At 72.3% G+C, this 24299-nt stretch carries 19 protein-coding genes; 12 read left to right on the top strand and 7 right to left on the bottom strand.

The window, feature by feature from the left end:
* Nucleotides 1-364: 364 nt before the first annotated feature.
* From ABIA38_RS05720 to ABIA38_RS05705, 4 genes are all read right to left on the bottom strand, one after another.
* Nucleotides 365-739, bottom strand: coding sequence for a VOC family protein (locus ABIA38_RS05720; RefSeq protein WP_424637312.1), 375 nt, complete (start codon nt 737-739; stop codon nt 365-367).
* A 140-nt stretch (nt 740-879) separates the two neighbouring features.
* Entirely contained in the window at nt 880-1311 is a 432-nt protein-coding gene (locus tag ABIA38_RS05715; RefSeq protein WP_424637311.1) for a hypothetical protein, read from the bottom strand.
* A 219-nt stretch (nt 1312-1530) separates the two neighbouring features.
* Nucleotides 1531-3021 carry a phosphatase PAP2 family protein gene (locus ABIA38_RS05710; protein WP_424637310.1) on the bottom strand — a complete coding sequence of 497 codons (1491 nt, stop codon included), beginning with the start codon at nt 3019-3021 and terminating at the stop codon, nt 1531-1533.
* 55 nt (nt 3022-3076) lie between these two features.
* Nucleotides 3077-4111: an ADP-ribosylglycohydrolase family protein gene (locus ABIA38_RS05705; RefSeq protein WP_424637309.1), complete on the bottom strand. Its 1035-nt coding sequence runs from the start codon at nt 4109-4111 to the stop codon at nt 3077-3079.
* Nucleotides 4112-4270: 159 nt separating this feature from the next.
* On the opposite strand from ABIA38_RS05705, the gene ABIA38_RS05700 reads away from it, so the two are divergent.
* The gene (locus tag ABIA38_RS05700) at nt 4271-5485 is read left to right on the top strand and encodes an acyl-CoA dehydrogenase family protein (RefSeq protein WP_424637308.1); all 1215 of its coding nucleotides are present in this window, start codon (nt 4271-4273) and stop codon (nt 5483-5485) included.
* Nucleotides 5486-5829: 344 nt separating this feature from the next.
* On the opposite strand, the gene ABIA38_RS05695 is transcribed toward ABIA38_RS05700, so the two are convergent.
* Complete coding sequence (locus ABIA38_RS05695; RefSeq protein ID WP_424637307.1) at nt 5830-7281, bottom strand: acetyl-CoA acetyltransferase; 1452 nt, start codon at nt 7279-7281, stop codon at nt 5830-5832.
* Nucleotides 7282-7445: 164 nt separating this feature from the next.
* On the opposite strand from ABIA38_RS05695, the gene ABIA38_RS05690 reads away from it, so the two are divergent.
* Nucleotides 7446-9938: an ATP-binding cassette domain-containing protein gene (locus tag ABIA38_RS05690; RefSeq protein WP_424637306.1), complete on the top strand. Its 2493-nt coding sequence runs from the start codon at nt 7446-7448 to the stop codon at nt 9936-9938.
* A gap of 22 nt (nt 9939-9960) precedes the next feature.
* On the opposite strand, the gene ABIA38_RS05685 is transcribed toward ABIA38_RS05690, so the two are convergent.
* On the bottom strand, nt 9961-10404 hold the full coding sequence (locus ABIA38_RS05685; RefSeq protein WP_424637305.1) for a MarR family winged helix-turn-helix transcriptional regulator: 444 nt from the start codon (nt 10402-10404) through the stop codon (nt 9961-9963).
* A gap of 50 nt (nt 10405-10454) precedes the next feature.
* On the opposite strand from ABIA38_RS05685, the gene ABIA38_RS05680 reads away from it, so the two are divergent.
* The 5 genes from ABIA38_RS05680 to ABIA38_RS05660 all read left to right on the top strand — a co-directional run bounded on the left by ABIA38_RS05680 (nt 10455) and on the right by ABIA38_RS05660 (nt 16465).
* Complete coding sequence (locus tag ABIA38_RS05680; protein WP_424637304.1) at nt 10455-11573, top strand: ABC transporter substrate-binding protein; 1119 nt, start codon at nt 10455-10457, stop codon at nt 11571-11573.
* An 82-nt stretch (nt 11574-11655) separates the two neighbouring features.
* The gene (locus ABIA38_RS05675) at nt 11656-13122 is read left to right on the top strand and encodes an APC family permease (protein ID WP_424637303.1); all 1467 of its coding nucleotides are present in this window, start codon (nt 11656-11658) and stop codon (nt 13120-13122) included.
* Nucleotides 13119-14138: an acetamidase/formamidase family protein gene (locus tag ABIA38_RS05670; RefSeq protein WP_424637302.1), complete on the top strand. Its 1020-nt coding sequence runs from the start codon at nt 13119-13121 to the stop codon at nt 14136-14138. The genes ABIA38_RS05675 and ABIA38_RS05670 overlap by 4 nt, the downstream gene beginning before the upstream one ends.
* Before the next feature lie 90 nt (nt 14139-14228).
* Nucleotides 14229-15263 (top strand): MsnO8 family LLM class oxidoreductase, encoded by a 1035-nt coding sequence (locus ABIA38_RS05665; RefSeq protein ID WP_424637301.1) that lies wholly within the window; start codon nt 14229-14231, stop codon nt 15261-15263.
* A 275-nt stretch (nt 15264-15538) separates the two neighbouring features.
* Nucleotides 15539-16465 (top strand): hypothetical protein, encoded by a 927-nt coding sequence (locus ABIA38_RS05660; RefSeq protein WP_424637300.1) that lies wholly within the window; start codon nt 15539-15541, stop codon nt 16463-16465.
* 232 nt (nt 16466-16697) lie between these two features.
* Here the strand turns inward: ABIA38_RS05660 and ABIA38_RS05655 are convergent, their stop codons facing one another.
* The gene (locus ABIA38_RS05655) at nt 16698-17354 is read right to left on the bottom strand and encodes a GntR family transcriptional regulator (RefSeq protein ID WP_424637299.1); all 657 of its coding nucleotides are present in this window, start codon (nt 17352-17354) and stop codon (nt 16698-16700) included.
* Nucleotides 17355-17460: 106 nt separating this feature from the next.
* Here ABIA38_RS05655 and ABIA38_RS05650 point away from each other — a divergent pair, with 106 nt between their 5' ends.
* The 5 genes from ABIA38_RS05650 to ABIA38_RS05630 are packed head-to-tail and all read left to right on the top strand — an operon-like array spanning nt 17461 to nt 24203.
* Nucleotides 17461-19449, top strand: coding sequence for a beta-galactosidase (locus tag ABIA38_RS05650; protein WP_424637298.1), 1989 nt, complete (start codon nt 17461-17463; stop codon nt 19447-19449).
* Nucleotides 19446-20780, top strand: coding sequence for an aminomethyl-transferring glycine dehydrogenase subunit GcvPA (gene gcvPA, locus ABIA38_RS05645; protein WP_424637297.1), 1335 nt, complete (start codon nt 19446-19448; stop codon nt 20778-20780). Before ABIA38_RS05650 ends, gcvPA begins: the two co-directional genes overlap by 4 nt.
* Complete coding sequence (gene gcvPB / locus ABIA38_RS05640; RefSeq protein ID WP_424637296.1) at nt 20780-22336, top strand: aminomethyl-transferring glycine dehydrogenase subunit GcvPB; 1557 nt, start codon at nt 20780-20782, stop codon at nt 22334-22336. The genes gcvPA and gcvPB overlap by 1 nt, the downstream gene beginning before the upstream one ends.
* On the top strand, nt 22333-23439 hold the full coding sequence (locus ABIA38_RS05635) for an ATP-NAD kinase family protein (protein WP_424637295.1): 1107 nt from the start codon (nt 22333-22335) through the stop codon (nt 23437-23439). The genes gcvPB and ABIA38_RS05635 overlap by 4 nt, the downstream gene beginning before the upstream one ends.
* Entirely contained in the window at nt 23436-24203 is a 768-nt protein-coding gene (locus ABIA38_RS05630) for an SDR family NAD(P)-dependent oxidoreductase (RefSeq protein WP_424637294.1), read from the top strand. The genes ABIA38_RS05635 and ABIA38_RS05630 overlap by 4 nt, the downstream gene beginning before the upstream one ends.
* Nucleotides 24204-24299 lie beyond the last annotated feature (96 nt).

The raw sequence follows: 24299 nt of genomic DNA, 5'->3' as shown, positions 1-24299 counted from the left end.
GTGGGCGGCGTTCGCCGTCCATCGGTTGCCTTGCCGTCGTCGAGCCTGTGCGACGTGGCGTCGGGCAGGCGGCTTGGGGGGAAGCCCGTGTCCGGAGTCGTGAGCAGCGCCGATCGGGCGGGTCACCGGCCGGCCGGGGCCGGGTCCCGCAGCCCTGTCGCCCGTCGCGCGTCGTCCACGAGGCCGCCCACCCATCGCCCGTCGCCCGCGAGGCCGCCCGCCGGTCGTCCATGAGACCGCCTACCCCACCGGCCAGGACGCTCCGGGCCGGGGCGGTGTCCGTCCGCCTCGGTGGCCGCATCGGCTGCGTGCGCAGGCGGCGCCGATCGATGCGGGGTGGCCCGGAGCGTGGCCGATCGCAGGTTCAGGACGGGGACATGACCTCGTACAGGTTTCCCGAGTCGTCGGCGAAGAACAGGCCTCGGGCACACAACGGGTGGTCGATGCGCCCGTTCGTGGGGTCGGCGGGGTCGTTGCCGTACGGGATTTCGGCCTGCCGGAGTCGGCTCAGGACGGCGTCGAAGGTGACCGGGTCGACGTCGAAGGCCAGGTGATGTCCCTCGGCGGCGGGGGCGATCATGAAGTCGAGGGTGAGCCCCTCGTTGACCCGGACCGGGGCGAAGTGGCCGTCGGCGCCGTCGGGCGGTAGTTGTTCCAGGCCCATGATCGTGGCGAAGAAACGGGCCGCCGCATTGTGGTCCTTGGCGGGGACGATGGTGTGGTTGAGTGTGATGGCCATGGCGCGATTGTGCCTCAGCGCCCGCGCGCCCCCTGCGGGGGTATTCCCCGGCTCTCGGGCTGAAGGCCCCTGCCTGAGCTCGCTCGACCAACCGACCAACCGACCAACCAACCGACCACCCGCCCGAATTCGGCAACCCACTACGTCAGCGCGTCCCACGCCTTCTCGACGTCCACGTTGTCCACGTTCGTCGCGGCCAACGCCACGGCCACCGCCATCTCGCATGCGGCCAAGGCGAAGACCGCGCCCACCCACGTGCGTTCCGCGGCCGTGAGGCGTCGCCATTCGGTGGCGCCGCCCGCCCCGTCGGCCAGGTCCGAGGCGACCACGAGCCAGGCCCACTCGGCGCCGCCGCGGCCGGCGGCCAGGGCGCGCAGTACGCCCGCGCCCAGCAGTACATCGCGCGCGCCGAGGCCACGGCCCAGGGCCGACGCCTCCCGGGCCGCGATCGGCCGTAGCCATCCTCCGCCGCGCGGCGCCACCAACGACACCACTCCGGCCGCGAGTCGCCCCGCCGCCAAGACCGCCGCAACGCGTCCGGCCGGCCCGGATATCGCCCCCGAAACCCCCACCACTGCCCCCGATCGAAACCTGCTCGCGTGCTCGCCATCCGGCCGGTCGACCGGTGGCGGCCCCATACCGTAGCGGTGCCCCGGATCGCGACCCCCGCACCCCCGGGACGCACGCCGGCCGGGCCACGGTTCGCCGGCGCCGACCGGCGCGGACCCATACTCGCAAGTCGGCGCGGATCGAGCCGAGTTGGCGGTGGACCGAGCCAACCCCCCGTCATCTCAATCCCGCTGCGCTCCCTCCGGCCGGTACACCGTCAGCCGTCGCCCCTTCGCGATCCGGAGTTGGGATGCCCCCGGGCGTACCTCGCCGTCCACCGCGAGCTCCGCGCCCTCCTGGATCTCGGACAGGCGGACCGTCCGGGCCGTGGACGCCTCGTACACGCGTGAGCGGCCGAGCGTCCCGGACAGTACGGCGGCCACCAGGCGGGTGCGGGCCAGCGGGCGGGAGGCGTCGACGATGCGTACGTCGAGCAGGCCGTCGGTGAGGTCGGGGCGGTACGTCGGTGCGAAGCCCTCCGGGGCGTACCGGCCGTTGCCGAGGAAGAGCAGCCAGAGCGAGCGGGGGCGGCCGTCGACCCGCATCTTGACCGGCCCCGCGTCGCGCAGCACTCGGACCAGGCCGACCAGCATGGCCGGCCACTTGCCGATCCTGCCCTCCAACTCCTCGCGGAAGCGCACCAGATCGGGGTAGACGCCGAGCGAGAAGGTGTTCAGGAAGAGTTCCGGGCCCAGTTCCTCGCCGTCGGCGGCGGAGAACGGGTGCGAGTGGTCGCGTTGGAGATCGGCCACGTCGACGAGGACCGCCTCGCCCGCGGCGAGCGCGTGCGCGGTGTCGTCCAGGTGGGTCAACCCCAGGTCGCCGGCGAAGTGGTTGAGGGTGCCGGCCGGGAAGACGGCGAGCGGCAGGCCCCGGTCCAGGGCGATCCGGGCGGCGGCGTTGACACTGCCGTCGCCGCCCGCGACGCCCAGCACCCGCGCCTCGCGGGCCGCCTCGCAGAGCAGGGCGATCAGGTCGCCGTCGTGGCCGCGTTCGACCACCTCGGCGCCGGGCAGCAGTTCGCGCAGGCGCTGCGCGGTGCCCCCCTCGGGACCGGCCGAGCCGTTGACCACGACGACCAGGCCGTGGCCCTCGACCAGCGCCGGAACCTTCCCGCGCGGCGGCGGCGCCGACGCGGCCTCGACCGGTCGGGTCGGCCACCAGCGCAGGGTCAGCGCCGCGACGCCCGCGCCGAGCGCCGCCCCCGCGAGTACATCGCCCGGATAGTGGACGCCCGTGTACACCCGGGAGAACGCCACCGACCCGGCCAGTGCGCCTGCCGCCACGCCCAGCGGACGCGACTCCAGCGCAACGCCGGTGGCGAAGGCCGCCGCGGATGCCGCGTGCCCCGACGGGAACGACGTCGTCCACGGTTGCCGGTCGAGCCGCCGGGCCATCGGTACGGCGTCGAGCACCGGTCGGGGCCGGCGTACCCAACTCTTGAGCACCACGTTGGTCATGGTCGAGGCCAACGCCAGCGAGCCGAGCCCGCGCACTGCCGCCCGGCGTCCGCCGCGCCCACCGGAGAGCGCCATTCCCGCACCGGTCACCACCCACAGGCGCGAATGATTGGCCGCCCGGGACAGGGCCGGCAACGCCCGGTTCGCCCACGGCACATGATGCGAGGCCACCCACGCGAAGGCCGCCCGGTCGGCGGCATGGATCTTTCCCATCCTCGAATCCTCGCAGGAGTTGCGCCGACGACGCCGAACGGGTGGGCGATCCCGGTTATTGGGCCAGGGCGGCCGATACCTCGGTGAGTTCGGTGCGGTACTCGATGCGGTCGAGCCACTCGACGGGCCACGCGTCCATGCCGTGGGCGGCGCCCAGCATCGCGCCGGCCAGTGCGGCGATCGAGTCGGAGTCGCCGGACGTGGCGGCGGCGCGGGCGAGGGCCGAGCGGGGGTCGTCCGAGTAGAGCAGGACGCACAGCGCGGCCGTGGCCAATGCCTCCTCGGCGATCCAGCCGGCGCCGGTGATGTGGCACGGGTCGGCGCGTCGGTCGCCCTCCCGGACCGCCTGGTCGAGCCGGTCCAGGACGGCCAGGCATTCGTCCCAGCCGCGCGCGATGAAGCCCTCCGGAGTGTCCGCGAACGGGCCCTGCCACAGGGTCTCGCCGAGCCAGTCGGCCCGGTAGGTCTCGCGCTGCGCGTGGGCGTGCGCGCGCAGGTGGGTGGGGAGTTCGGCGATCGGCAGGCCGGTGCGCAGCGCGGAGACCGCGGTCGCGGTCAGGTCGGCGGCGGCCAGTGCGGTGGGGTGGCCGTGGGTGATCGCGGACTGGAGCTGGGCCGCGCCGCAGCGGGTGGCCTCGTCGAGGTCGGCGATCAGGCCGAGCGGGGTGACGCGCATGTTCGCACCGCAGCCCTTGGAGCCGCGGCGGGTGGCGTCCGGCCAGGCCCGGCCGGCGGCCAGCTCCGCGCAGGCGGACATGCAGGTGTTGCCCGGTGCGCGGGTGTTGTCGGGGGAGCCCCACCAGGTGACGAACCGCTCGACGAGGAGCGGGGTGAGTCGTTCGGCGGTCAACGTCTCGCCGTTCGCGCGCGCGTCGATCAGGGCGTAGGCCACCGCGAGGCCCATCTGGGTGTCGTCGGTGACCAGGGCGGGCACACCTTCGAGGTCCATCGGGCCGGGCAACTCGTACCGGCGCACGATCTGCGCGTAGGAGAGGAACTCGGTCGGTGCGCCCAGCGCGTCGCCGTAGGCGAGGCCGAACATGCTTCCGTGTATTGCCTGTACCGCCTGTACCGCGTTGTTCCCGGTCATCCGGCTTCACCCTTCGTCGAGGGCACAGCTTGCCGGTCGGGGTGGTGCGCGGCTCGATCGGCCGGTGTTTCCGGCCCTCTTGACGCTCTCGACGGGCGGCGACACACTCAAGCTACCAGCCGGTAACAATTCGACGAATGCCCGGGGGTCCCACCACCCATGACCGCCTTCAGCCTCGCCCTGAACGAGGACCAGACCACCATCCGCGACTGGGTGCACACCTTTGCCGCCGACACCATGCGCCCGGCCGCCGCCGAGTGGGACGAGCGGGAGGAGACCCCCTGGCCGATCATCCAGGAAGCCGCCAAGGTCGGACTCTACTCGCTGGACTTCTTCACCACCCAGGCGTTCGATCCCACCGGCCTGAGCATGCCGCTGATCATGGAGGAACTCTTCTGGGGCGACGCCGGGTTGGGCCTGGCCCTGACCGACACCGCGCTGGCCGCGGCCGGCCTGGTGGCCAACGGCACCCAGGAGCAGATCATCACCTGGGCACCGGAACTGTTCGGTACGCCCGACGATGTGCGGGTCGCCGCGTTCTGCTCCTCCGAGCCCAACGCCGGGTCGGACGTGTCCTCGATGCGTACCCGTGCGACGTACGACGAGGCCACCGGCGACTGGATCCTCAACGGGGTCAAGACCTGGGCCACCAACGGCGGCATCGCGCACGTGCACGTCGTGATGGCCACCATCGATCCTGCGCTGGGCTCGCGCGGGCAGGCCGGCTTCGTGATCCCGCCGAACACGCCCGGGCTCTCCCAGGGCCAGAAGTTCAAGAAGCACGGGATCCGCGCGTCGCACACGGCGGAGGTGGTCCTGGACAACGTCCGCGTCCCGGGTGATTGCCTGCTCGGCGGCAAGGACCGGCTGGACGAGCGGATCGCGCGGGCCAGGTCCGGTGGGTCGGCGCGGTCGAACGCGGCGATGGCCACCTTCGAGTCGTCCCGGCCGGCGGTGGCCGCACAGGCGGTCGGCATCGCCCGGGCCGCGTACGAGGTGGCGCTCGAATACGCGCAGGTACGGGAGCAGTTCGGCCGGCCGATCATCGACAACCAGGGCGTCGCCTTCACCATCGCCGACATGCGCACCCGCATCGATGCGGCCCGCCTGCTCACCTGGCGGGCCTCGTGGATGGCCGCGACGAACCAGCCCTTCACCGCGGCCGAGGGCTCGATGTCCAAGCTGTACGCGGGCGAGACGGCGAAGTGGGTGACCTCGGCCGCGATGCAGATCCTGGGCGGGAACGGCTACACCCGCGAATACCCGGTCGAGCGTATGCACCGGGACAGCGCCATTTACACCATCTTCGAGGGCACCAGCGAGATCCAGCGGTTGGTCATCGCCCGGACGTTGTCGGACGTACCGATCCGCTGACGGGCGGACGGACGAACCGGGCGGGGGACCGCCCTCCGGTGTGGGTCGGCCCCAGGGCCGTCACCTCGGTGTCGATCGGGGGCGATCCAGTGGGCCCGGGTTCGGGATGGGGTCCGGGTCGGGTGGGGGTGGTGAGCCCGGGTCGGGGGGCAGCGGCTCGGGGCCCGGCTTCGGGAGGGGGCGCGGGGGCGGGGGGTGCGGAATCGGGGACGGTGGGTCCGGCCAGGGGGTGGTCACGGTGGCCTCCTCGGGAGAGCGCGGTCCGGGGGCGGGCCGGACGCGGCGCGATGATGCTGCTGCTTCCCCGATACCCGGGTCGGGGCCGCGCACGCGGTGAAATCGGCTCAGGCCGACAGGTCGCCGCCGTTCACCCGTACCGGGCGGCCCACCCACGGGTCGACCCGCATCGAGGCGAGCAGGTCCGGGGCCGTCGACGTGGCCACCGACCGCACGCCGTGCGGACCCTCGACCACCACGATCGCCACCGTCGGCGCTCCCTGGTCGAACGCCACCGTGCACCCCACCACCCGCGCCGGGCCCACGTAGTCCGCGTCCACCGGCCGGCTCGGCAGCTCCGCGCTCACGTCGATCGCCCGGAAGCCGCCGGCCGCCGGGCGTGCCGACCACAACGCGCCGGCCTGCTTCGTCACCATCCCGGACACGCTCGTCACCAGGCCGTCGCCGCCCTCCGCGCGGACCCGCCGGGCCACCTCCACGGTGGCCCGCAACACGTGGTTGTTCAGCGGCCCACCGGCGAACGCCATCCCGCCGGTGACGGTCAGCTCCCGGCCCGCCCGCCCGGTCAGGCCCAGTTCGTGCTGCTGGATCCGGACCGCCGCCGGGAAACAGCTGTACAGGTCCACGTGCCGCACGTCGGCGACCCCCGGGCCGAGCGCCGCGCCGATCGCGGCGAACCCGGGGGAGCGGTCCGGATCCGGTCGGGCCACCACCGGCACCATCGTGTTCGCCTCGGCCGCCACCGTCGGGAACACCCAGCGCTCGCGCGGCACGCCGAATCGACGGGCGGTCTCCACCGTGCACAGGAGCAGTGCGGCGGCCTGGTCGACATTGAGCTGCGAGCAGTGCCACTTGGTGTAGGGACTCGCCAGCCACGCGTTGCGCCCGGTGGGGGTCAGCAGTTCGTCGGCGGCGAGCGCCCGGCCCCGGATCGAGTGGCCGGCCTCGGCGGCGACGGCGGAGAAGTCCGCGTAGAGCGTGGCGATCTCGCGGGCGCCGGCCGCCGGGGACAGGCCGCGGGCGGCGCCGATCGCCGATTCCAGGATGGCGTACTGCCGGGCCGGGACCGCCAGATGGCGATCGATCTCGACCCGGGCCAGGATGTCCGCGCCCGGCGCCCAGACCGTGTCCGGCACCCCGTCGGCGACCGGGTCGGCCAGGTCCAGTCCGGCGATTCGGGCGCGCAGCCGGCGGTGCGCCGCCTCGCCGCCGACCACCAGCACCGCGTCGGCTCGGCCGGCGGCCAGGTCGGCGCTCGCCCGGGTGAGCAACGACTGTTGCAGGACCCCCAGTTCGGCCAAAGCGGGGTGCGCGTCGACGAGCCCCAACCGATCGGCCAGCCACCGCCCCGGATCGCCGTGCCGCCAGGTCCCGCGCGGCACGAGGACGCGGCCGACCGCGCGGAGCAGCCCGCCGCTCAGGCCCTCGCCGGCGTTTTCCACGGCCCGGGCCATCAGCTCCAGCTCGCCCACCCCGGCGCCGGCCTCGGCGAGGCGCTGCTCGGCCGTACCCACCCCGACCAGCACCGGCGTTCGTGGATCGATCGTGTCCAGGCCCATCGACGCCCCCTCGCAACACGGCTTTCCGACACCGGAGCAACCGGCGCGCGCCGACCGTAGCGGTGGATCCCGACGATCACCAGCGCCGGCGCCGTACGGTTCGTCGGGTTCGTTCGGCGGGCATACGACAACCTTCCGGTCGGTGTGGCGAGGGGCGGGAGACGATGGGCGAGCACGATCCGTACGTTCGGGTGCGTGGCGCGCGGGAGCACAATCTGCGGAACGTGGATGTGGACATCCCGCGCGACGAGTTCGTGGTGTTCACCGGGGTGTCCGGCTCGGGCAAGTCCTCACTGGCGTTCGGGACGCTCTACGCGGAGGCGCAGCGGCGCTATTTCGAGTCGATCGCGCCCTATGCGCGGCGGCTGATCCAGCAGGTCGGCGCGCCGCACGTGGACGAGATCAGCGGACTGCCGCCGGCCATCGCGCTGCGCCAACAGCGGTCCGCGCCGACCTCGCGCTCGACCGTGGGCACCCTGACCACGTTGTCCAACTCGCTGCGGATGTTGTTCTCCCGGGCGGGCACGTATCCGCCGGGCGCCGCACCGGTGGACTCGGACGCGTTCTCCCCGAACACCGCCGCCGGCGCCTGTCCGAACTGCCACGGGTTGGGCCGGGTGCACGACGTCGACGAGGCGTCCCTGGTCCCGGACCCGAGCAAATCGATCCGGGACGGCGCGATCGCCGCGTGGCCGGGTGCGTGGTACGGGAAGAATCTGCGGGACATCCTGGCCACGCTCGGCTACGACGTGGACCGGCCGTGGCGCGAACTGCCCGGCGTGGAGCGGGAGTGGATCCTGTTCACCGACGACCAACCGGTGGTCACCGTACAGCCGGTGCGCGAGGCGAACCGCATCCAGCGCGACTACCAGGGGACGTACAGCAGCGCGCGCCGCATCGTGTTGAAGACGTTCGCGACCTCGAAGAGCGCGACGCAACGCAAGCGGGTGGAGCGGTTCCTGCGCAGTGGGCCGTGTCCGGTGTGCCACGGTCGGCGGTTGCGGCCGGCTTCGTTGGCGGTGACCTTCGCCGGGTACGACATCGCCGCGCTGGTCGCGCTGCCGCTGGTCGAGGCGGCGCAGGTGTTGGCGGGGGCGGGGGCGTCGGCGCAGGGTGAGCCGGCCGAGACGATCTGTGCCGATCTGGTGGCCCGGATCGCGGTGTTGGTCGAATTGGGGCTCGGCTATCTGAGCATGGATCGGGAGACGCCGACGTTGTCCTCGGGCGAATTGCAGCGGTTGCGGCTTGCCACCCAGTTGCGGTCGGGGCTGTTCGGGGTGGTGTACGTGCTGGACGAGCCGTCGGCGGGGTTGCACGCGGCGGATACCGAGGCGCTGCTCGTGGTGCTCGATCGGCTGCGGGCGGCGGGCAATTCGTTGTTCGTGGTGGAGCATCGGATGGCGGTGGCCCGGCGGGCCGGCTGGCTGGTGGACGTCGGGCCGGGGGCGGGCGAGGGCGGCGGGCGGATTTTGTACAGCGGCCCGCCGGGCGGGTTGCGTGAGGTGGCCGGTTCGGCGACGCGACGGTTCCTGTTCCCGGCCGGTGCGCCGCCGGCGCGGGAGCCGTTGGCGCCGGTCGGGTGGGTGACGTTGGGCGGGGTGACGCTGCACAACCTGCGCGACCTGGCGGTGCGGTTTCCGCTGGGGGTGTTCACGGCGGTGACGGGGGTGTCCGGGTCGGGCAAGTCGAGCCTGGTGGGCGGGGTGTTGGCGGAGGTGGCGGCGGAGCGGTTGGGCACGCGCGCGGCGGAGGAGGGCGAGGGGGCGGACGGTCGGCAGGCTTGGTCCGGCGAGGTTCGCTTCGTCGAGGGGCTGGAGGTGATCGACCGGCTGGTGCGGGTGGATCAGAAGCCGATCGGGCGCACCCCGAGGTCGAATCTGGCCACCTACACCGGGCTGTTCGACACCGTGCGCAAGTTGTTCGCGGACACCGACGCGGCGCGCGAGCGCGGGTGGACCGCGAGTCGGTTCTCGTTCAACGTGGCGGGCGGGCGGTGCGAGACGTGTTCGGGGGAGGGGTTCGTCGCGGTCGAGTTGTTGTTCCTGCCCGGGACGTACGCGCCGTGTCCGACCTGTCATGGCGCGCGGTACAACCCGGCCACGCTGGAGGTGGCCTACCGGGGGCGGAGCGTCGCGGACGTGCTCGGGTTGACCGTGGACGCCGCCTTCGAGTTCCTGGCCGAGGTGCCCGCCGCCGCGCGCAGTTTGGCCATGTTGCGCGAGGTCGGGCTCGGGTATCTGCGGCTCGGGCAACCCGCGACCGAGTTGTCCGGCGGCGAGGCGCAGCGGATCAAGTTGGCGAGCGAGCTGCAGCGGGCCCGGCGCGGGCACACGCTCTATGTGCTGGACGAGCCGACGGCCGGGCTGCATCCGGCCGATGTCGAGCTGCTGATGCGGCAGTTGCACGGGTTGGTCGCGGCGGGCAACACGGTGGTGGTGGTCGAGCACGACCTGGATGTGATCGCCGGCGCGGACTGGCTGATCGACCTGGGCCCCGGCGGCGGTGCCGACGGCGGCCGAATCGTGGCGAGCGGAGTCCCGGCCGAGGTGGCCGCCCGGCGGGTCGGCGCGACGGCTCACCACCTGGCCGCCAGTCGCGATCGGGTCGACGCGGCGGGGCCGACGGGACAGGACCCGGGCAGCCCGGCCGCGGGATAGGCGAGCAGCGCCGCCGGGTCGGTCAGGGCCTCGGTGGGCCGGCCGCGAGGTGGGTGAGCAGCGCGGCCGGGTCGTCGGACGCGCAGGTGGCTCGTACCGCCGCCTCGTGTGCCTCGGCCAGGGCCGTCAGGCGGGTCAGGCGGTCGTGGCCGCGCCGGGACAGGTGCGCGGTGATCCGGCGGCGGTCGGTGCCGGATTGGCGGCGGTAGAGCCAGCCGCCGTCCACCAGCGAGTCGACGATCCGGGTCAGGCTGGCCTGCGGGATGAGCAGGGTCTGGGCCAACTCGCCCATCGGCCGGCCCGCCCCGTCGCCGAGTGCGCGCAGCACCAGCCACTGGTCGAAGGTGCAGTCCTCCTCGGCCAACGCGAGGGTCAGCGTGCGGGCGAGGCGACGTTGCGCGACGGTCAACATCTCGATCAGCAGCGGGGGTGCGACGGCTTGCTCGGCGACTTTGCCGGCAGACATCCTCATCACCTCTTCACCGGACCGATCCCAGGAGCATACTTACTCGCCTGATGAGCGTCGAGGTCGAGACAGTCCTGATCGAACCGCTCGACGCGTTGCATTCCGAGCGGAATCCGCACGTGCTTCGAGTGGGACTCGTGGTGCCCCAGTCCGGTGCGCTCGGCATCATCGGGCCGTCGGCGGTGGACGCGGCGCTGCTCGCGGCGCACGAGATCAATACCGCGGCAGGGGTACGCGACCGCCCCTTGGAGCTGGTCCTGGTGGACGCGGGCGGGCCGCCGGACCGGGTCGCGGCCGAGGTCGAACTGCTCGGCGCCGCCGGGGCGGTGGACGTCCTGGTCGGCTTCCACACCAGCGATGTGCATCGCGCGATCGAGACCGTGGTGGCCGGCCGCACGCCGTACATCTTCACCCCGCCGCACGAGGGCGGCACCCGGCTGCCCGGCGTGGTGTGCACCGGGGTCGACCCGCTGCGCCAGTTGCGCGAGTCGATCGGTTGGCTGACCGAGCATCATCGGCTGCGCCGGTGGGCGCTGATCGGCAACGACTACATCTGGCCGCAGGCGATCCACCGGGTGGCGGGCGGCCTGATCGCCCAGGCGCGCAGCAGCGTGGTGTACGAGCGACGGGTCGGCTTCGGCGCGGTCCGGGCGGGGTTGGACGAGTTGTTGGCCGGGTTGCGGGTGACCCGGGCGGATGCGCTGCTGCTGAGCCTGATCGGCCGTGATCTGGTCGACTTCAACCGGGCGTTGCGGCACGCGGGCCTGGACCGGATCCTGGTCCGGCTGTCCGGTTCGCTGGAGGAGAACGGGCTGTTGGCCTACGGCGGGGACGACACCGGGGCGATGTACGCGGTGATGCAGTCGTTCGCGTCGCAGACCGACGATCGCCGACTCGGCCTGGCCGAGCGGCACCGGGCGCTGTTCGGGCCGGAGGCACCGGTGCTGGACGCCTATGCCGAGGGGTTGTACGACGGGCTGCATCTGGTCGCGGCGCTGGCCGCGCGCGACGCGTTGGCGCCGCACGGGTTGGCGGCGGCGGTGCGGTCCCTGTTCGCGGGTGACCCGGCGGACACGCGCGGCGCGTGGGCTCGTTCGCCGCTGGGTCCGCCGCCTCGGCGGGTGCACCTGGCGCGGGCCGAGGGGCTGGATTTCGCCGTGCTTCCGTGACCGGAAAGTACTTCCATTCGGAAATAACTGGTTCTAGGGTCTCCTCCGAGACCCCTCGGGGTCGTCCCGAGGAGAGACCACCATGAGCGAAGTCCCCGCGCCCGGATCGACGTCCGGCTCGCTGCCCGGTTCCCCGCCCAGATCCCTGCCCGGATCCGCCGGGCAGCCCGAATCGATCGAGAAGTACGGCTACAAGCAGGAGCTCCGCCGCTCCCTGAGCTTTCGTGACCTGCTCGTCTACGGGCTGGTCTTCATGGTTCCGATCGCGCCGTTCGGCATCTTCGGCGGCGTGTTCGAAGGCTCCGGCGGCATGGTCGCGCTCGCCTACGTCGTCGGCATGGTCGCGATGATGTTCACCGCGCTGTCCTACGCGCAGATGTCCCAGGCGTTCCCGATGGCCGGATCCGTCTACTCCTACGCCGGTCGCGGCATCGCCGCCCCGGTGGGATTTCTGGCCGGCTGGATGATCCTGCTCGACTACATCCTGGTCCCCGGCCTGCTCTACCTGATCGCCGCCGTCGCGATGCACTCGCTGGTCGGCTCGATCCCGGTGTGGATGTGGGTGGTCGGCTTCGTCCTGCTGAACACGGCGGTCAACTACCTCGGCGTGGAGATGACCGCCAAGGTCAACAAGATCATGCTGATCGGCGAGCTGATCATCCTGCTCGTGTTCATCGTGATCGGCGTGGTCGCACTGCTGGACGGCAAGGGCCGGGGCTTCGACTTCACCCCGATCTACAACAGCGACACCTTCTCCTGGAGCCTGGTCTTCGGCGCCGTCTCGATCGCGGCGCTGAGCTTCCTGGGCTTCGACGGGATCTCCATGCTCTCCGAGGAGAACAAGGACTCGGCCAAGGCGATCGGCCGCTCGATGGTCGCCGCACTGCTCCTGGCCGGAACCCTGTTCATCGTGCAGACCTGGGTGGCCTCGCTGCTCGTGCCCGACCCCAAGGCGCTGATCGACAACGGCGACCCGGACGGCACCGCCTTCTACGACGCGGCCCGGGTCGCGGCCGGCGGCTGGCTGGCCAAGCTCACCGCCGTGGCCACGGCGATCGCGTGGGGCTTCGCCAACTCGCTGGTCGCCCAGGCGGCCACCTCACGCCTGCTCTACGCGATGGCCCGGGACCGGCAACTGCCGTCCTTCCTGGCCAAGATCCACCCCAAGCACCGGGTGCCGGTCAACGCCACGCTGCTCACCGCCGCCATCTCACTGGCGCTGGGGCTGTACACCAGCACCCGCGACGACGGCATCACCACGCTCAGCAGCCTGGTCAACATCGGCGCGCTGACCACCTTCCTGGTGCTGCACGTATCGGTGGTCGTGCACTACCTGATCAGGCACAAGAGCCGGGACTACTGGCGACACCTGATCGCCCCCTCGCTCGGCTTCGCGATCCTGGCCTACGTGGTCTGGAACGCCGACGGCCACGCGAAACGCCTGGGCATGGTCTGGTTCGCGATCGGCCTGGCCCTGCTGTCCGGACTGGTCCTGGCTGGCCGCCGACCCCGGATCTCCGCCATCGACGCGGCCGAGGAGCCCGTATGACCCTGCTCGAAGTCGTCTCGCTGAAGCCGACCTACCACCAGTACGCGTACACCTTCGGCGGGCGCCGCCCGCTGATCACCGTGCGCCCCGGCACCATCGTCGAACTGTCCACCGAGGACTGCTTCGGCGGCAACGTCAAGGGCATCGACGACCTGCCCAGCGCGGTGTGCACGTTCCCGTACCTCAACCCGGTCACCGGCCCGATCGCGGTCGAGGGCGCCGAACCCGGGGACACCCTCGCGGTGCACTTCGTGGACATCGCGCCCGCCCGGGACTGGGGCATCTCCAGTACCTTCCCGCACTTCGGCGCGCTGACCGCGACGCACACCACCGCGATGTTGCACGCGCCGCTGGAGGAAAGGGTCTGGGTCTACGACCTGGACGCCGACGCGGGCACCTGCCGGTTCCGGGCCCGGGAGAGCGACTTCTCGGTGGAACTGCCCCTGGACCCGATGCACGGCACGGTGGGCGTCGCGCCGGCCGCCGGCGAGACGCTGATGTCGATCACGCCCGGCGCGCACGGGGGCAACATGGACACCCCCGAGATGCGTGCCGGCACCACCGCCTACTTCGGGGTCAACGTCCCGGGCGCGATGCTCTCGATCGGCGACGGGCACGCCCGGCAGGGCGAGGGCGAGCTGTGCGGGACCGCGGTGGAGGCGGCGATGCGCACGGTGATCGTGGTCGACCTGATCAAGGGCGGCGCGCCGGTGTCGCCGCGCCTGGAGAACGACGACCACCTGCTCACCACCGGATCCGCCCGGCCGCTCGAGGACGCCTTCCGGATCAGCCAGCGCGACTTGGTGGACTGGACGGCGGGCCTGCTCGACCTGGAACTGCTGGACGCCTACCAGCTGGTCAGCCAGGCCGGCCTGGCTCCGGCGGCCAATGTGTGCGACACCAACTACACGATGGTGGCCAAGCTGCCCAAGGCGGTGCTCGGCCGGCAGCGCGCCTACGAGGGCCGGCACGCGCACCTGCGTTCGGTCGCGGCGGCCTACCTGCGCGAACGTTGACCCCGGGGCGTGTCCCTGCGGGTGCTCGCGGGTGCTTGTTCGGGTCCGGTGGGGTGGGAATTCCCCGGGCGGTCGGGTGTTGGGACTCGTGTGAACGTGTTGCCGCCGGATGTCCGGTTCTCCGTGCTCGACAGGTCGCTGACGCTCGAAGGCGAGCATCCCGCGACGGCGCTGCGGCATGCCGTGGCGTTCGCCCGGGAGGTGGAGCGGTTGGGCTACCACCGGTTCTGGGTCGCGGAGCATCACAGCGTGCCGGGCGTGGCCGGGTCGGCGCCGACGGTGCTCGCCGCGGCGGTGGCGGCGGTCACCGAGCGGATTCGGGTGGGCACCGGTGGGGTGATGTTGCCCAACCACCAACCCCTGGTGGTGGCCGAGCAGTTCGGCGTACTGGAGGCGCTGTATCCGGGGCGGATCGACCTGGGCGTGGGGCGGTCGGTGGGCTTCACCGACGGGATCCGGGCCGCACTCGGCCGGGGCAAGGACGCGGCGGAGGACTTCCCGGAGCGACTGGCCGAGCTGCTCGGCTACTTCCTGGGTACGCAGGACGTGCACCCGGGTGTGCACGCGCGCCCGGCCGAGGGACTGCGCCCGGCTCCGTTCGTGCTGGCCACCGGGGCGGGCGCGGACCACGCGGCCGGCGCCGGGGTGCCGCTCGTGGTGGCCACGGCGATCGGCGAGGACCGGATGCTGAGCGCGATCGAGCGCTACCGGGCGGGGTTTCGGCCGTCGGCGTGGTCGGCGCGGCCGTATGTGGTGATCGCCGGGACGGTCGCGGTGGCGGACAGCGCGCAGGCGGCGGACGACCTGCTGCTGCCGGAGGCGTGGGCCGCCGCGTATTCGCGCACTCGGGGTACCTTTCCGCCGCTGATCTCGGCCGCGCAGATCCGGGCGGCGGCGCCGACGGGGCGGGCCAGGGAGCACTTGGACGCGGCGCTGCGCGGGCAGATCCACGGCACCGCCGAGACGGTCGGGGCCGAGCTGGCGGCGTTGTTCGCTCGTACCGGCGCGGACGAGTTCCTGGTCACCACGAGCACCCACGACCGGGCGGGGCGGCTGGACTCGGCCCGCCGGCTGGCCGAACTCGCGGGCCTCGCGCCCCGGATCGACGCGGCCGTCACGGGCTGACGGCGGCTCGGGGTGCGTCATCGCGATCGTGCCCCCTGTGCCCCTGTTCCGTATGCACCCCGTGATCCACCCCGTGTCGCGAGCACCGCCTGGACAACCCCGGCGCGCCGTCGCGTCGATCACCGCACTGATCCCGGCCGGCTGCCGCCGGGAATCCCGCCGCCCTGCGGGGACGTCGCGGGCCGGACCACCCGGCCGGCGTGTCGAGCGGGTGGGGCAGGATGGTTGGCGCTTTGCGGTTCGCAGGGAACGCAGTCGTAACGGGGAAGAGGATCGTGTCGTTTCAACATCCGGCCGGTGGCGAGCAGCCCCCGCCGAACGGTGCCGGGCCCTACGGGCCCCCGCCCGGGTCGTACGGGGCGCCGCCCCCGCAGCCCTACGGTCAGCCGCAACCACCCGGTGGGCCCTACGGCCCGCCGCCCGGAGCGCAGCAGCCCTACGGCGCGCCGCCGCCGCCCGGACAGTGGGCGTACGGGCCGCCCGGATACGGCGCGCCGCAACCGCCGCCGCGGCGGGGGCCGCGGGTCGGCACCATCGTCGGCGCGGTGGTGGGCGTCCTGGCCGTGGGCACCGTCGCCGTACTCGGCGCGACCGGGGCGTTCTCCTCGGACGACGGCAAGCACGCGGCGGCCAAACCCACCACGTCGCTCCCGGTGACGAATCAGCCGACCCCGCCGCCGACGTCCGCAGCACCGGCGCCGCCGGTGCTGCCCACCCGGCCGCCGACCACGTCGGCCGCGCCCAAGCGCACGGTGGACACCCCCGCGCGGGTGGCGGGCATGGACAAGCTGACCGACGACGACTATCCGCCGCAGGTCACCGCTCGCAAGACCTCGGTGCCGGGTTCCAAGGTCGCCGCCTACGCCGCGCCCGGGGATCGCACGCCGAGCGTGGTGGTCATGCTGATGGCGAACATGTCGCCGCAACTGTCGCAGGCGAAGGTGATGGACGGGTTCCTCGGCGGGATGCGCGAGGGCGCCGACAAGCAGTCGTCGGCGGAGGTGGGCAGCGTGCGCGAAGTGGACGCCGGCCCGCTCGGTGGCCTGATGCGCTGCACCACGATCACCTCGAACGGTAGGTCGTTGCCCACGTGCCTGTGGGTCGACTCGGACGTGGTGGGTGTCGTGTACGGGCTCAATACGACGACGCTGGACGGCGCGGCGGCGCTGACCCTCAAGGTCCGCCCCGAGCTGGAGAAGTAACCGGCGCGCACGCTCGCGCGGCGTGGGCGCCGGGCACTTCCGGGCGACCGTCGCGGGCCCGGGCCAGGGATCGGTCAATGCCCGGGCCCGGGACCCGCGCCGGTACCGCGCCCGCGTGCCCCGCCCACACGGTGGCGGCATTCGACCCCCCGAGCTGCCCGCTCGTCGCGGCGGATCGAGATCCGCGCATGTTTCGCACCGGGCCGGCCCCCGGCGAGCCTGCCGGGGACGATCAGCCCTGCTCCGGGGCCACCGGGATGCGGCTGATCATGCGTTCCATTCCGTTGATCCAGTTGTTGCGCAGGGCGGCCGTGGCGGCCGCTACGTCACCGCCGCGCAGGTGTTCGGCGATGCGGCAGTGTTCCTCCGCCTCGCGCTCCAACAGTGTGTCCTCGCCCGCGATCAGGTGCGTGTAGCGCCGCATCCCCGCCTTGACACTGGTCACCAGGTCGAGCAGGCGCTCGTTCGGACAGCGGCTGAGCAGCAGGTCGTGCCATTCGTCGTCGTGCCACTCGATCTCCGACTGCTCCGCCACCGGATCCGGGAAGCCGCGGGCCAGGCCGAGCAACTCCGGTGCCATCTCCCGGAGTTCGTTCGGATCGGAGAGTTCGAGGGCGAGCGACTCCAGGCCCGCGACGATCTCGCACAACTCGCGGAACTCCTTGCCGCTGACCGGCGCGAAGCGAAAGCCGCGCCCCTGATTGCTCTCCAGGACACCCTCGCCGGCGAGGGTGATCAGGGCTTCGCGCAGCGGTGTGCGGCTCACCCCCAACTCGGCCGCGAGCACCACCTCGTTGATGTCCTTGCCTGCCGCGAAGTCGCCTCTGTCGAGGCGCAGAAGCAACTCCTCGCGGATCTGCTCGCGCAGGGGTCGCCGCTGGATGGCCATGGGTTGGTTACTCCTTGTGTCGATCGGCGCCGATAACTGGTGCTTGACATGACGCACTGCACACACCTTGAATTATGAATACAGAATACATGAACGGGAGGTCGACGTGCGGTTGACGCGAGTGCCCGGGCTGTTGTTCGGGGGTGACTACAACCCCGAGCACTGGCCGGAGGAGGTCTGGGCCGAGGACGCCAAGCTGATGGTCGAGGCCGGCGTGAATATGGCGACCGTCGCGGTCTTCTCCTGGTCACGCCTGGAACCCCGGCCCGGCGAATACGACTTCGGCTGGCTGGATCGCGTGCTCGAGCTGCTGCACGAGCACGGCATCGCCGTCGACCTGGCCACCGCGACCGCCACCCCGCCGCCCTGGCTGGTCCGCGAGCACCCGGAGCTGCTGCCGGTCGACGCGAACGGCACCCGGCTCGAATTCGGCTCCCGCCAGGGCTACTGTCCCAGCTCGCCGATCTTCCGCGCGGCCACCGTCCGGCTGGCCCGGGCGATGGCGGAGCGTTACGGCGCGCACCCCGCGCTGGCGATGTGGCACATCAGCAACGAGTACGCGGACCACACGCTCGAATGTTTCTGCGACGAGTCGGCCCGGCACTTCCGGCGCTGGCTCACCGACCGCTACGCGAGCGTGGCCGGCCTCAACGACGCCTGGGGCACCTCGTGCTGGGGCCAGCACTACACCGACTTCGAGCAGATCAACCCGCCGCGCAAGGCCCCCGGACCGATCAACCCGGCGCAACTGCTCGACTGGCGGCGGTTCTGCTCGGACGCGCTGCTCGAGTGCTTCGAGGCGGAGAAGGCGGTCCTTCGCGAGGTCACCCCGGACGTCCCGGTGACCACGAACTTCATGAGCGTCCTGCCCGGCCTGGACTACTGGAAGTGGGCCGCCGCCGAGGACTTCGTCAGCGACGATGCCTACCCCGACCCGGCCGACCCCACCTCGCAGGTCAACATCGCGCTCAGCTACGACCTGATGCGCTCGCTCAAGCGCCGCCCCTGGCTGCTGCTCGAACAGGCGCCGAGCGCGGTGAGTTGGCGTGAGGTCAACGTGCCCAAGCCGCCCGGCAGGATGCGCCTGGACAGCCTCCAGGCGCTCGCCCACGGCGCCGATGGCGTGATGTTCTTCCAGTGGCGTCAGGCCCGCTACGGCCCCGAGAAGTTCCACTCCGCCCTCCTGCCACACGGCGGGGTCCGGACCCGAGGATGGCAGGACACGCTACGCCTGGGCGGCGAACTGGAAAAGCTTGCCGAACTCGCCGGCACGCACAGCCGCGCGGACGTCGCGCTGCTCCTGGACTGGGACTCGTGGTGGGGCCTGGAGGCCCCCGAGTCGATGCCGTCCAAACGCCTCGAACTGCTCCGGCTGATGCGCTCGTGGTACGCGCCGCTGCACGCGCTCGGCATCACCGTCGACCTGGCCCCGGCCGGGCGTGACCTCTCCGCGTACCGCCTGGTCATCGCCCCCAACCTCTACCTGTGCACCGACGAACAGGCCGACCGGTTGCGGGAGTTCACCGGCGAACTGATCGTCGGCCCGTTCAGCGGCGTGGTGGACCCGGCCGACCGGGTGCACCCCGGCGGTGCCCCCGGCCCGCTGCGCGAACTGCTCGGGCTGAGCGTCGACGAGTTCTGGCCGCTGGCCGACGGTGCCGTGCAGGGCGTGCGGTACGCCGACGGCACCGCGGGCACCGCCACCCGCTGGGCCGAGTGGTTGCGGCTCGAAGGCGCCGAAACGATCGCCGACTACACGGACGGCGACCTCGCCGGGCAGCCCGCGATCACCCGGCACGGCCGCGTCGGCTACGTCGGCTGCGCGCTCGAGGACGTCACCCCCGTACTGACCGACGCGCTGACCCGGGCCGGCGTGCGCCCGGTCGCGGACGTACCCCCGGCGGTCGAGGCGTGCCTGCGCGTCGGCCCCGACGCCGCCTACCTGTTCCTGCTCAATCACGGCACGACCACCGCGGCACTGACCCTGCGCGCCCCCGGCACCGACCTGCTGACCGGGCGTGACCTGGCCGGCTCGATCGAGATCGGGCCCAGGGACGCCGTGGTGCTGCGCACCGCTCACGAGGGAGAGAAGTGACCCACCCCTACATACCCAATGCCGAACCGGCCGTGCGGGCCGAGATGTTGGCCGCGATCGGGGTCGACTCCGTCGAGGACTTCTACGCCGACATCCCCGCCGCGCTGCGCCTGGACCGGCCGCTGGACCTGCCCGCGCCGATGGCGTCGGAATACGAACTGGTCCGGCACATGCGCGGGTTGCTCGGGCGCAACACCGACACCACCGAGGCGCTCAGCTTCCTGGGCGGTGGTTGCTACCCGCACTACGTGCCCGCCGTGTGCGACGAGGTCAACTCGCGCGGCGAGTTCCTCACCGCCTACGCGGGCGAGCCGTACGAGGACCACGGGCGTTTCCAGGCGCTGTTCGAGTACGTGAGCATGATGGGCGAACTCCTCGAACTGGACGTCGTCAACGTGCCCACCTACGACGGCTTCCAGGCGTCCGGCACCGCACTGCGAATGGCCGCCCGCTACACCGGCCGGTCCAAGGTCCTGGTCACCGCGGCGATCGGCGCGGACAAGCTGAGCAAGCTGCGCGACTTCCTGGCCCCCGACCTCGAGATCACCATGATCCCGGTCACCGCCGGCGGCGAGGCGGGCGAGTTCACCGTGGACGACACCGTCGCCGCGGTCTACCTGGAGAGCCCCAACAGCTACGGCGTGGTCGAGACCCGGATCGCCGAGATCGCGGAACTCGCGCACGACCGGGGCGCGTTGCTCGTGGTGAGCGCCGACCCGATCTCGCTCGGCGTGCTCGCCCCGCCGGCCACGCTCGGCGCGGACATCGTCTGCGGCGACATCCAGTCGCTCGGCATCCACCAGAACTACGGTGGCGGCCACGCCGGTTACCTCGCCACCCGGGACGAGCAGCGCCTGGTCGCCGAGTTCCCCTCGCGCCTGTTCGGCATCGCGCCCACCGCCGTGCCCGGCGAATACGGCTTCGGCGACGTCTTCTACGACCGGACCTCCTTCGCGATCCGCGAAGAGGGCAAGGAGTGGGTCGGCACCGCCGCCGCCCTGTGGGGCATCACCGCCGGTGTCTACCTGGCCCTGATGGGCCCGCAGGGGATGCGCGAGGTGGGCGAGACGATCCTGGCCCGGACCCGCTACGCGATGACCGAACTGGCCGCCGTACCGGGCGTATCGGTCAAGCACGCCGAGGGTGTGCACTTCCGCGAGTTCGCGATCGAGGTGGCCGACACCGACACGCTGCTCACCGCGCTGCGCGGGCGCGGGATCTACGCGGGCATCGCGCTGGACGCGAACACGCTGCTGGTCTGCGTGACCGAGCGGCACTCCAAGGACGACATCGACACGCTGGTGCGAGCGGTACGAGAGGTGCAGGGCTGATGGGTGCCGTCGGAGAAGCGTTCGCGAAGTTGCCGATCGAGGCCAAGCCGGCGCTGCGCCGGTTCCACCAGGCGCGCTGGGACGAGCCGGTGATCTTCGAGCTGACCAGCCCCGGTCGGCGCGGAATCGGCGTGCCGGCGGCGGGAGTTCCCGCCGTCGAGCTGCCCGAGGGGGTCGGCCGCAAGACCGCGCCCGGGCTGCCGGAGATGTCCCAGCTGCATGTACTGCGGCACTATGTACGGCTGTCCCAGGAGACGTTGGGCGTCGACTTCAACATCGACGTCGGCCAGGGCACCTGCACGATGAAGTACAGCCCCAAGGTCAACGACCGGTTCGTCAGCGACGCCAAGATCGCCGAGCTGCACCCCGCGCAGCCCGAGGAGAGCGTGCAGGGGGTCCTGGAGATCTACTGGCGCCTGGAGCAGATGCTCAAGGAGATCTCCGGCCTGGACCGGGTCTGCCTGCAACCGGGCTCCGGCTCGGCGGCGATCTACGCCAACATCGCGATGATCCGCGCCTACCACGACTCGCGCGGCGAGGGCGGGCAGCGCGACCAGGTGATCACCACGATGTTCTCGCACCCCTCGAACGCGGCCTGCGCCAAGACCGCCGGGTACGAGGTGATCACCCTGATGCCGGACGCCGACGGCTACCCCGACATCGAGGCGCTCAAGGCGGCGGTGGGTCCGCGGACCGCCGCGCTGATGATCACCAACCCGGAGGACACCGGGATCTACAACCCGCGGATCGCCGAGTTCGTCGAACTCGTGCACGGCGTGGGCGGGTTGGCCTGCTACGACCAGGCCAACGCGAACGGCATCCTGGGCATCACCCGGGCCGCCGAGGCCGGGTTCGACCTGTGCCACTTCAATCTGCACAAGACCTTCTCCACCCCGCATGCGTGCGGCGGTCCGGCGGCGGGCGCCTGCGGGGTGTCCGAGAAGCTGGTGCCGTTCATGCCCGGGCCGACCGTCGAGTTCGACGGCGAGCGCTACTTCCTGGACGCCGACCGGCCGCAGTCGATCGGCAAGGTCCGGCCCTACCTGGGGGTCACCCCGAACGTGGTGCGCGCCTACGCGTGGATCATGACGCTCGGCGGCGAGGGCCTGCGCCAGGTCGCCGAGACCGCGGTGCTGAACAACAACTACCTGATGCACAAGGTGCTACAGATCCCCGGCGCCTCCGCGCCGTGGGACAAGGGCCGGCTCGAGCAGGTCCGCTACTCGTGGCAGCAGCTCTACGAGGACACCGGGGTGCACTCGGAGGAGATCGGGGTCCGCGCCTCGGACTTCGGCGTGCACTACTGGACCAGCCACCACCCCTACGTGGTGCCCGAGCCGTTCACCCTGGAGCCGACCGAGTCGTACTCCAAGGAGGACCTGGACGAATACGCCGCGATCCTCGCGCACGTCGCCGAAGAGGCGCGTACCGACCCGGAGTTCGTCAAGGGCGCGCCGTACCACCAGACCGTGCACAAGATCGACCCGACCTGCCTGGACGACCCGGAGCAGTGGGCGCCGACCTGGCGGGCCTACGTCCGCAAGCACCTGTCGTGAGAGTCGGCCTGATCGTCAACCCGGTCGCCGGACTCGGCGGCGCCGCGGGGCTCAAGGGCAGCGACGGTGTCGAGGTACAGCGCGAGGCGCTCGCGCGCGGCGCGACCGCCCGGGCGGGGGAGCGCGCGGCGGTGGCCGTGCGCGCGCTGCTGGCCGCCCGGCCGGACGCGGTCGTGGTCACCGTGCCCGGCGCGATGGGCGAGCAGGCCGCGCGGGCGGCCGGCGCGGTGCCCGAACTGGTGGCGTTCGCCCCCGGCGAGCCGTCCTCGGCCGCCGACACCCGGGCCGGCGTCCGGGCGTTGGCGGCGGTGGACCTGCTGCTGTTCGCGGGCGGGGACGGTACCGCGCGGGCCGTGCTGGACGCCGGGCCGAGCGCACCGGTGCTGGGCATCCCGGCGGGGGTCAAGGTCTACTCGGGCTGCTTCGCGGTCGGCCCGGAAGCGGCCGGACACGCCGCCGCCGAGTTCGCCGGAGCCACCGGCGAGGCCGAGGTGGTCGACCTGGACGAGGCGGCCTACCGCGAAGGCCGGGTCGGCCCCCGGCTCCACGGCACACTGACCGTGCCCACGGCCCGGGTTCGGTTGTCCGGCCGCAAGACCGGGTCCTCGACGGCGGCACCGGAGACCGTCGAGGGGATCGCCCGCGAGGTGGTCGCCGGCATGCGACCGGGCGTGCGCTACCTTCTCGGCCCCGGCACCACGACCCGTGCCGTGAGCCGGGCGCTGGGTGCCGAGGGCACGCTGCTCGGCGTGGACGTGGTCGCCGACGGCGTGCCGCTGGGCACCGACCTGAGCGAACGTGCCCTGCTCGACCTGGTGGCCGGGCACGAAACACACCCGATCGTGTCGGTGATCGGCGGCCAGGGCTTCGTCCTGGGCCGCGGCAACCAGCAGATCAGCCCGCGCGTACTGGCCCGGACACAGGGCCTGACCGTGCTGGCCACCCGTACCAAGCTGGCCGCGCTCGGCGGCCGGCCGCTGTTGGCCGACACCGGGGATCCGGTCATCGACGCACGCCTGAGCGGCTACGTCCGGGTGATCACCGGCCACCGCGAGAGCGTCCCCTATCGAATAGTTCCTGTCGGCGAGGAGTGGAGCGGATGAACGTGAAGACCGGATCCCTGGACGGCAAGGTCGCCGTCGTCACCGGCGGCGGCTCGGGCATCGGCCGGGCCACCGCGCTGATCTTCGCCGCCGAGGGTGCGGCGGTGGTGATCGCCGACATCGACGCGAGCGCCGCGACGCGCACCGCCGAGGAGATCTCCGCGCAGGGCGGCCGAGCGGTCGCGGTCAAGGCGGACGTGTCCACCGAGGCCGACTGCGTGGACGTGGTCGCCGCCGCCGTACAGACCTTCGGCGGTCTGCATGTGTTGTTCAACAACGCGGGCATCATCCGGCGCGCCGACGCGATCGGCACCTCGGTCGAGGAGTGGGACCGGGTGATGGCGGTCAACGTGCGCTCGGTCTTCCTGATGTGCAAGCACGCGATCCCGGCGATGACCGACGGCGGCTCGATCGTCAACACCGGTTCCGGCTGGGGGCTCAAGGGCGGCGGCAACGCGATCTCCTACTGCGCGTCCAAGGCCGCCGTGGTCAACATGACCCGCGCGCTCGCGATCGACCACGCGGCGGCGGGGATTCGCGTCAACTCGGTCAACCCCGGCGACACGGACACCCCGATGTTGCGCGAGGAGGCCCGGCAACTGGCCGAGGACTGGACGGCGTTCGCGGCGGACGCGGCGGACCGCCCGATGGGCCGCTCGGGCACGCCCGAAGAGATCGCCCGCGCGGTGTTGTTCCTGGCCTCCGACGCGGCCAGCTACATCACCGGCACCGCCCTGGTCGTCGACGGCGGCGGCCTCGCCTAGTGCCGCGCCCGGCGACGTTCACCCCGTCACGGCGCCCGGCACGGCGCCTCGCCGCACCGCCGAAACGTCCAAGTACTCCAGTACGAGGACGTTCCG

This window comes from Embleya sp. AB8 (genome assembly GCF_049739465.1).
Lineage (GTDB): Bacteria > Actinomycetota > Actinomycetes > Streptomycetales > Streptomycetaceae > Embleya.
This window is presented reverse-complemented; position numbering and strand designations above follow the sequence as displayed.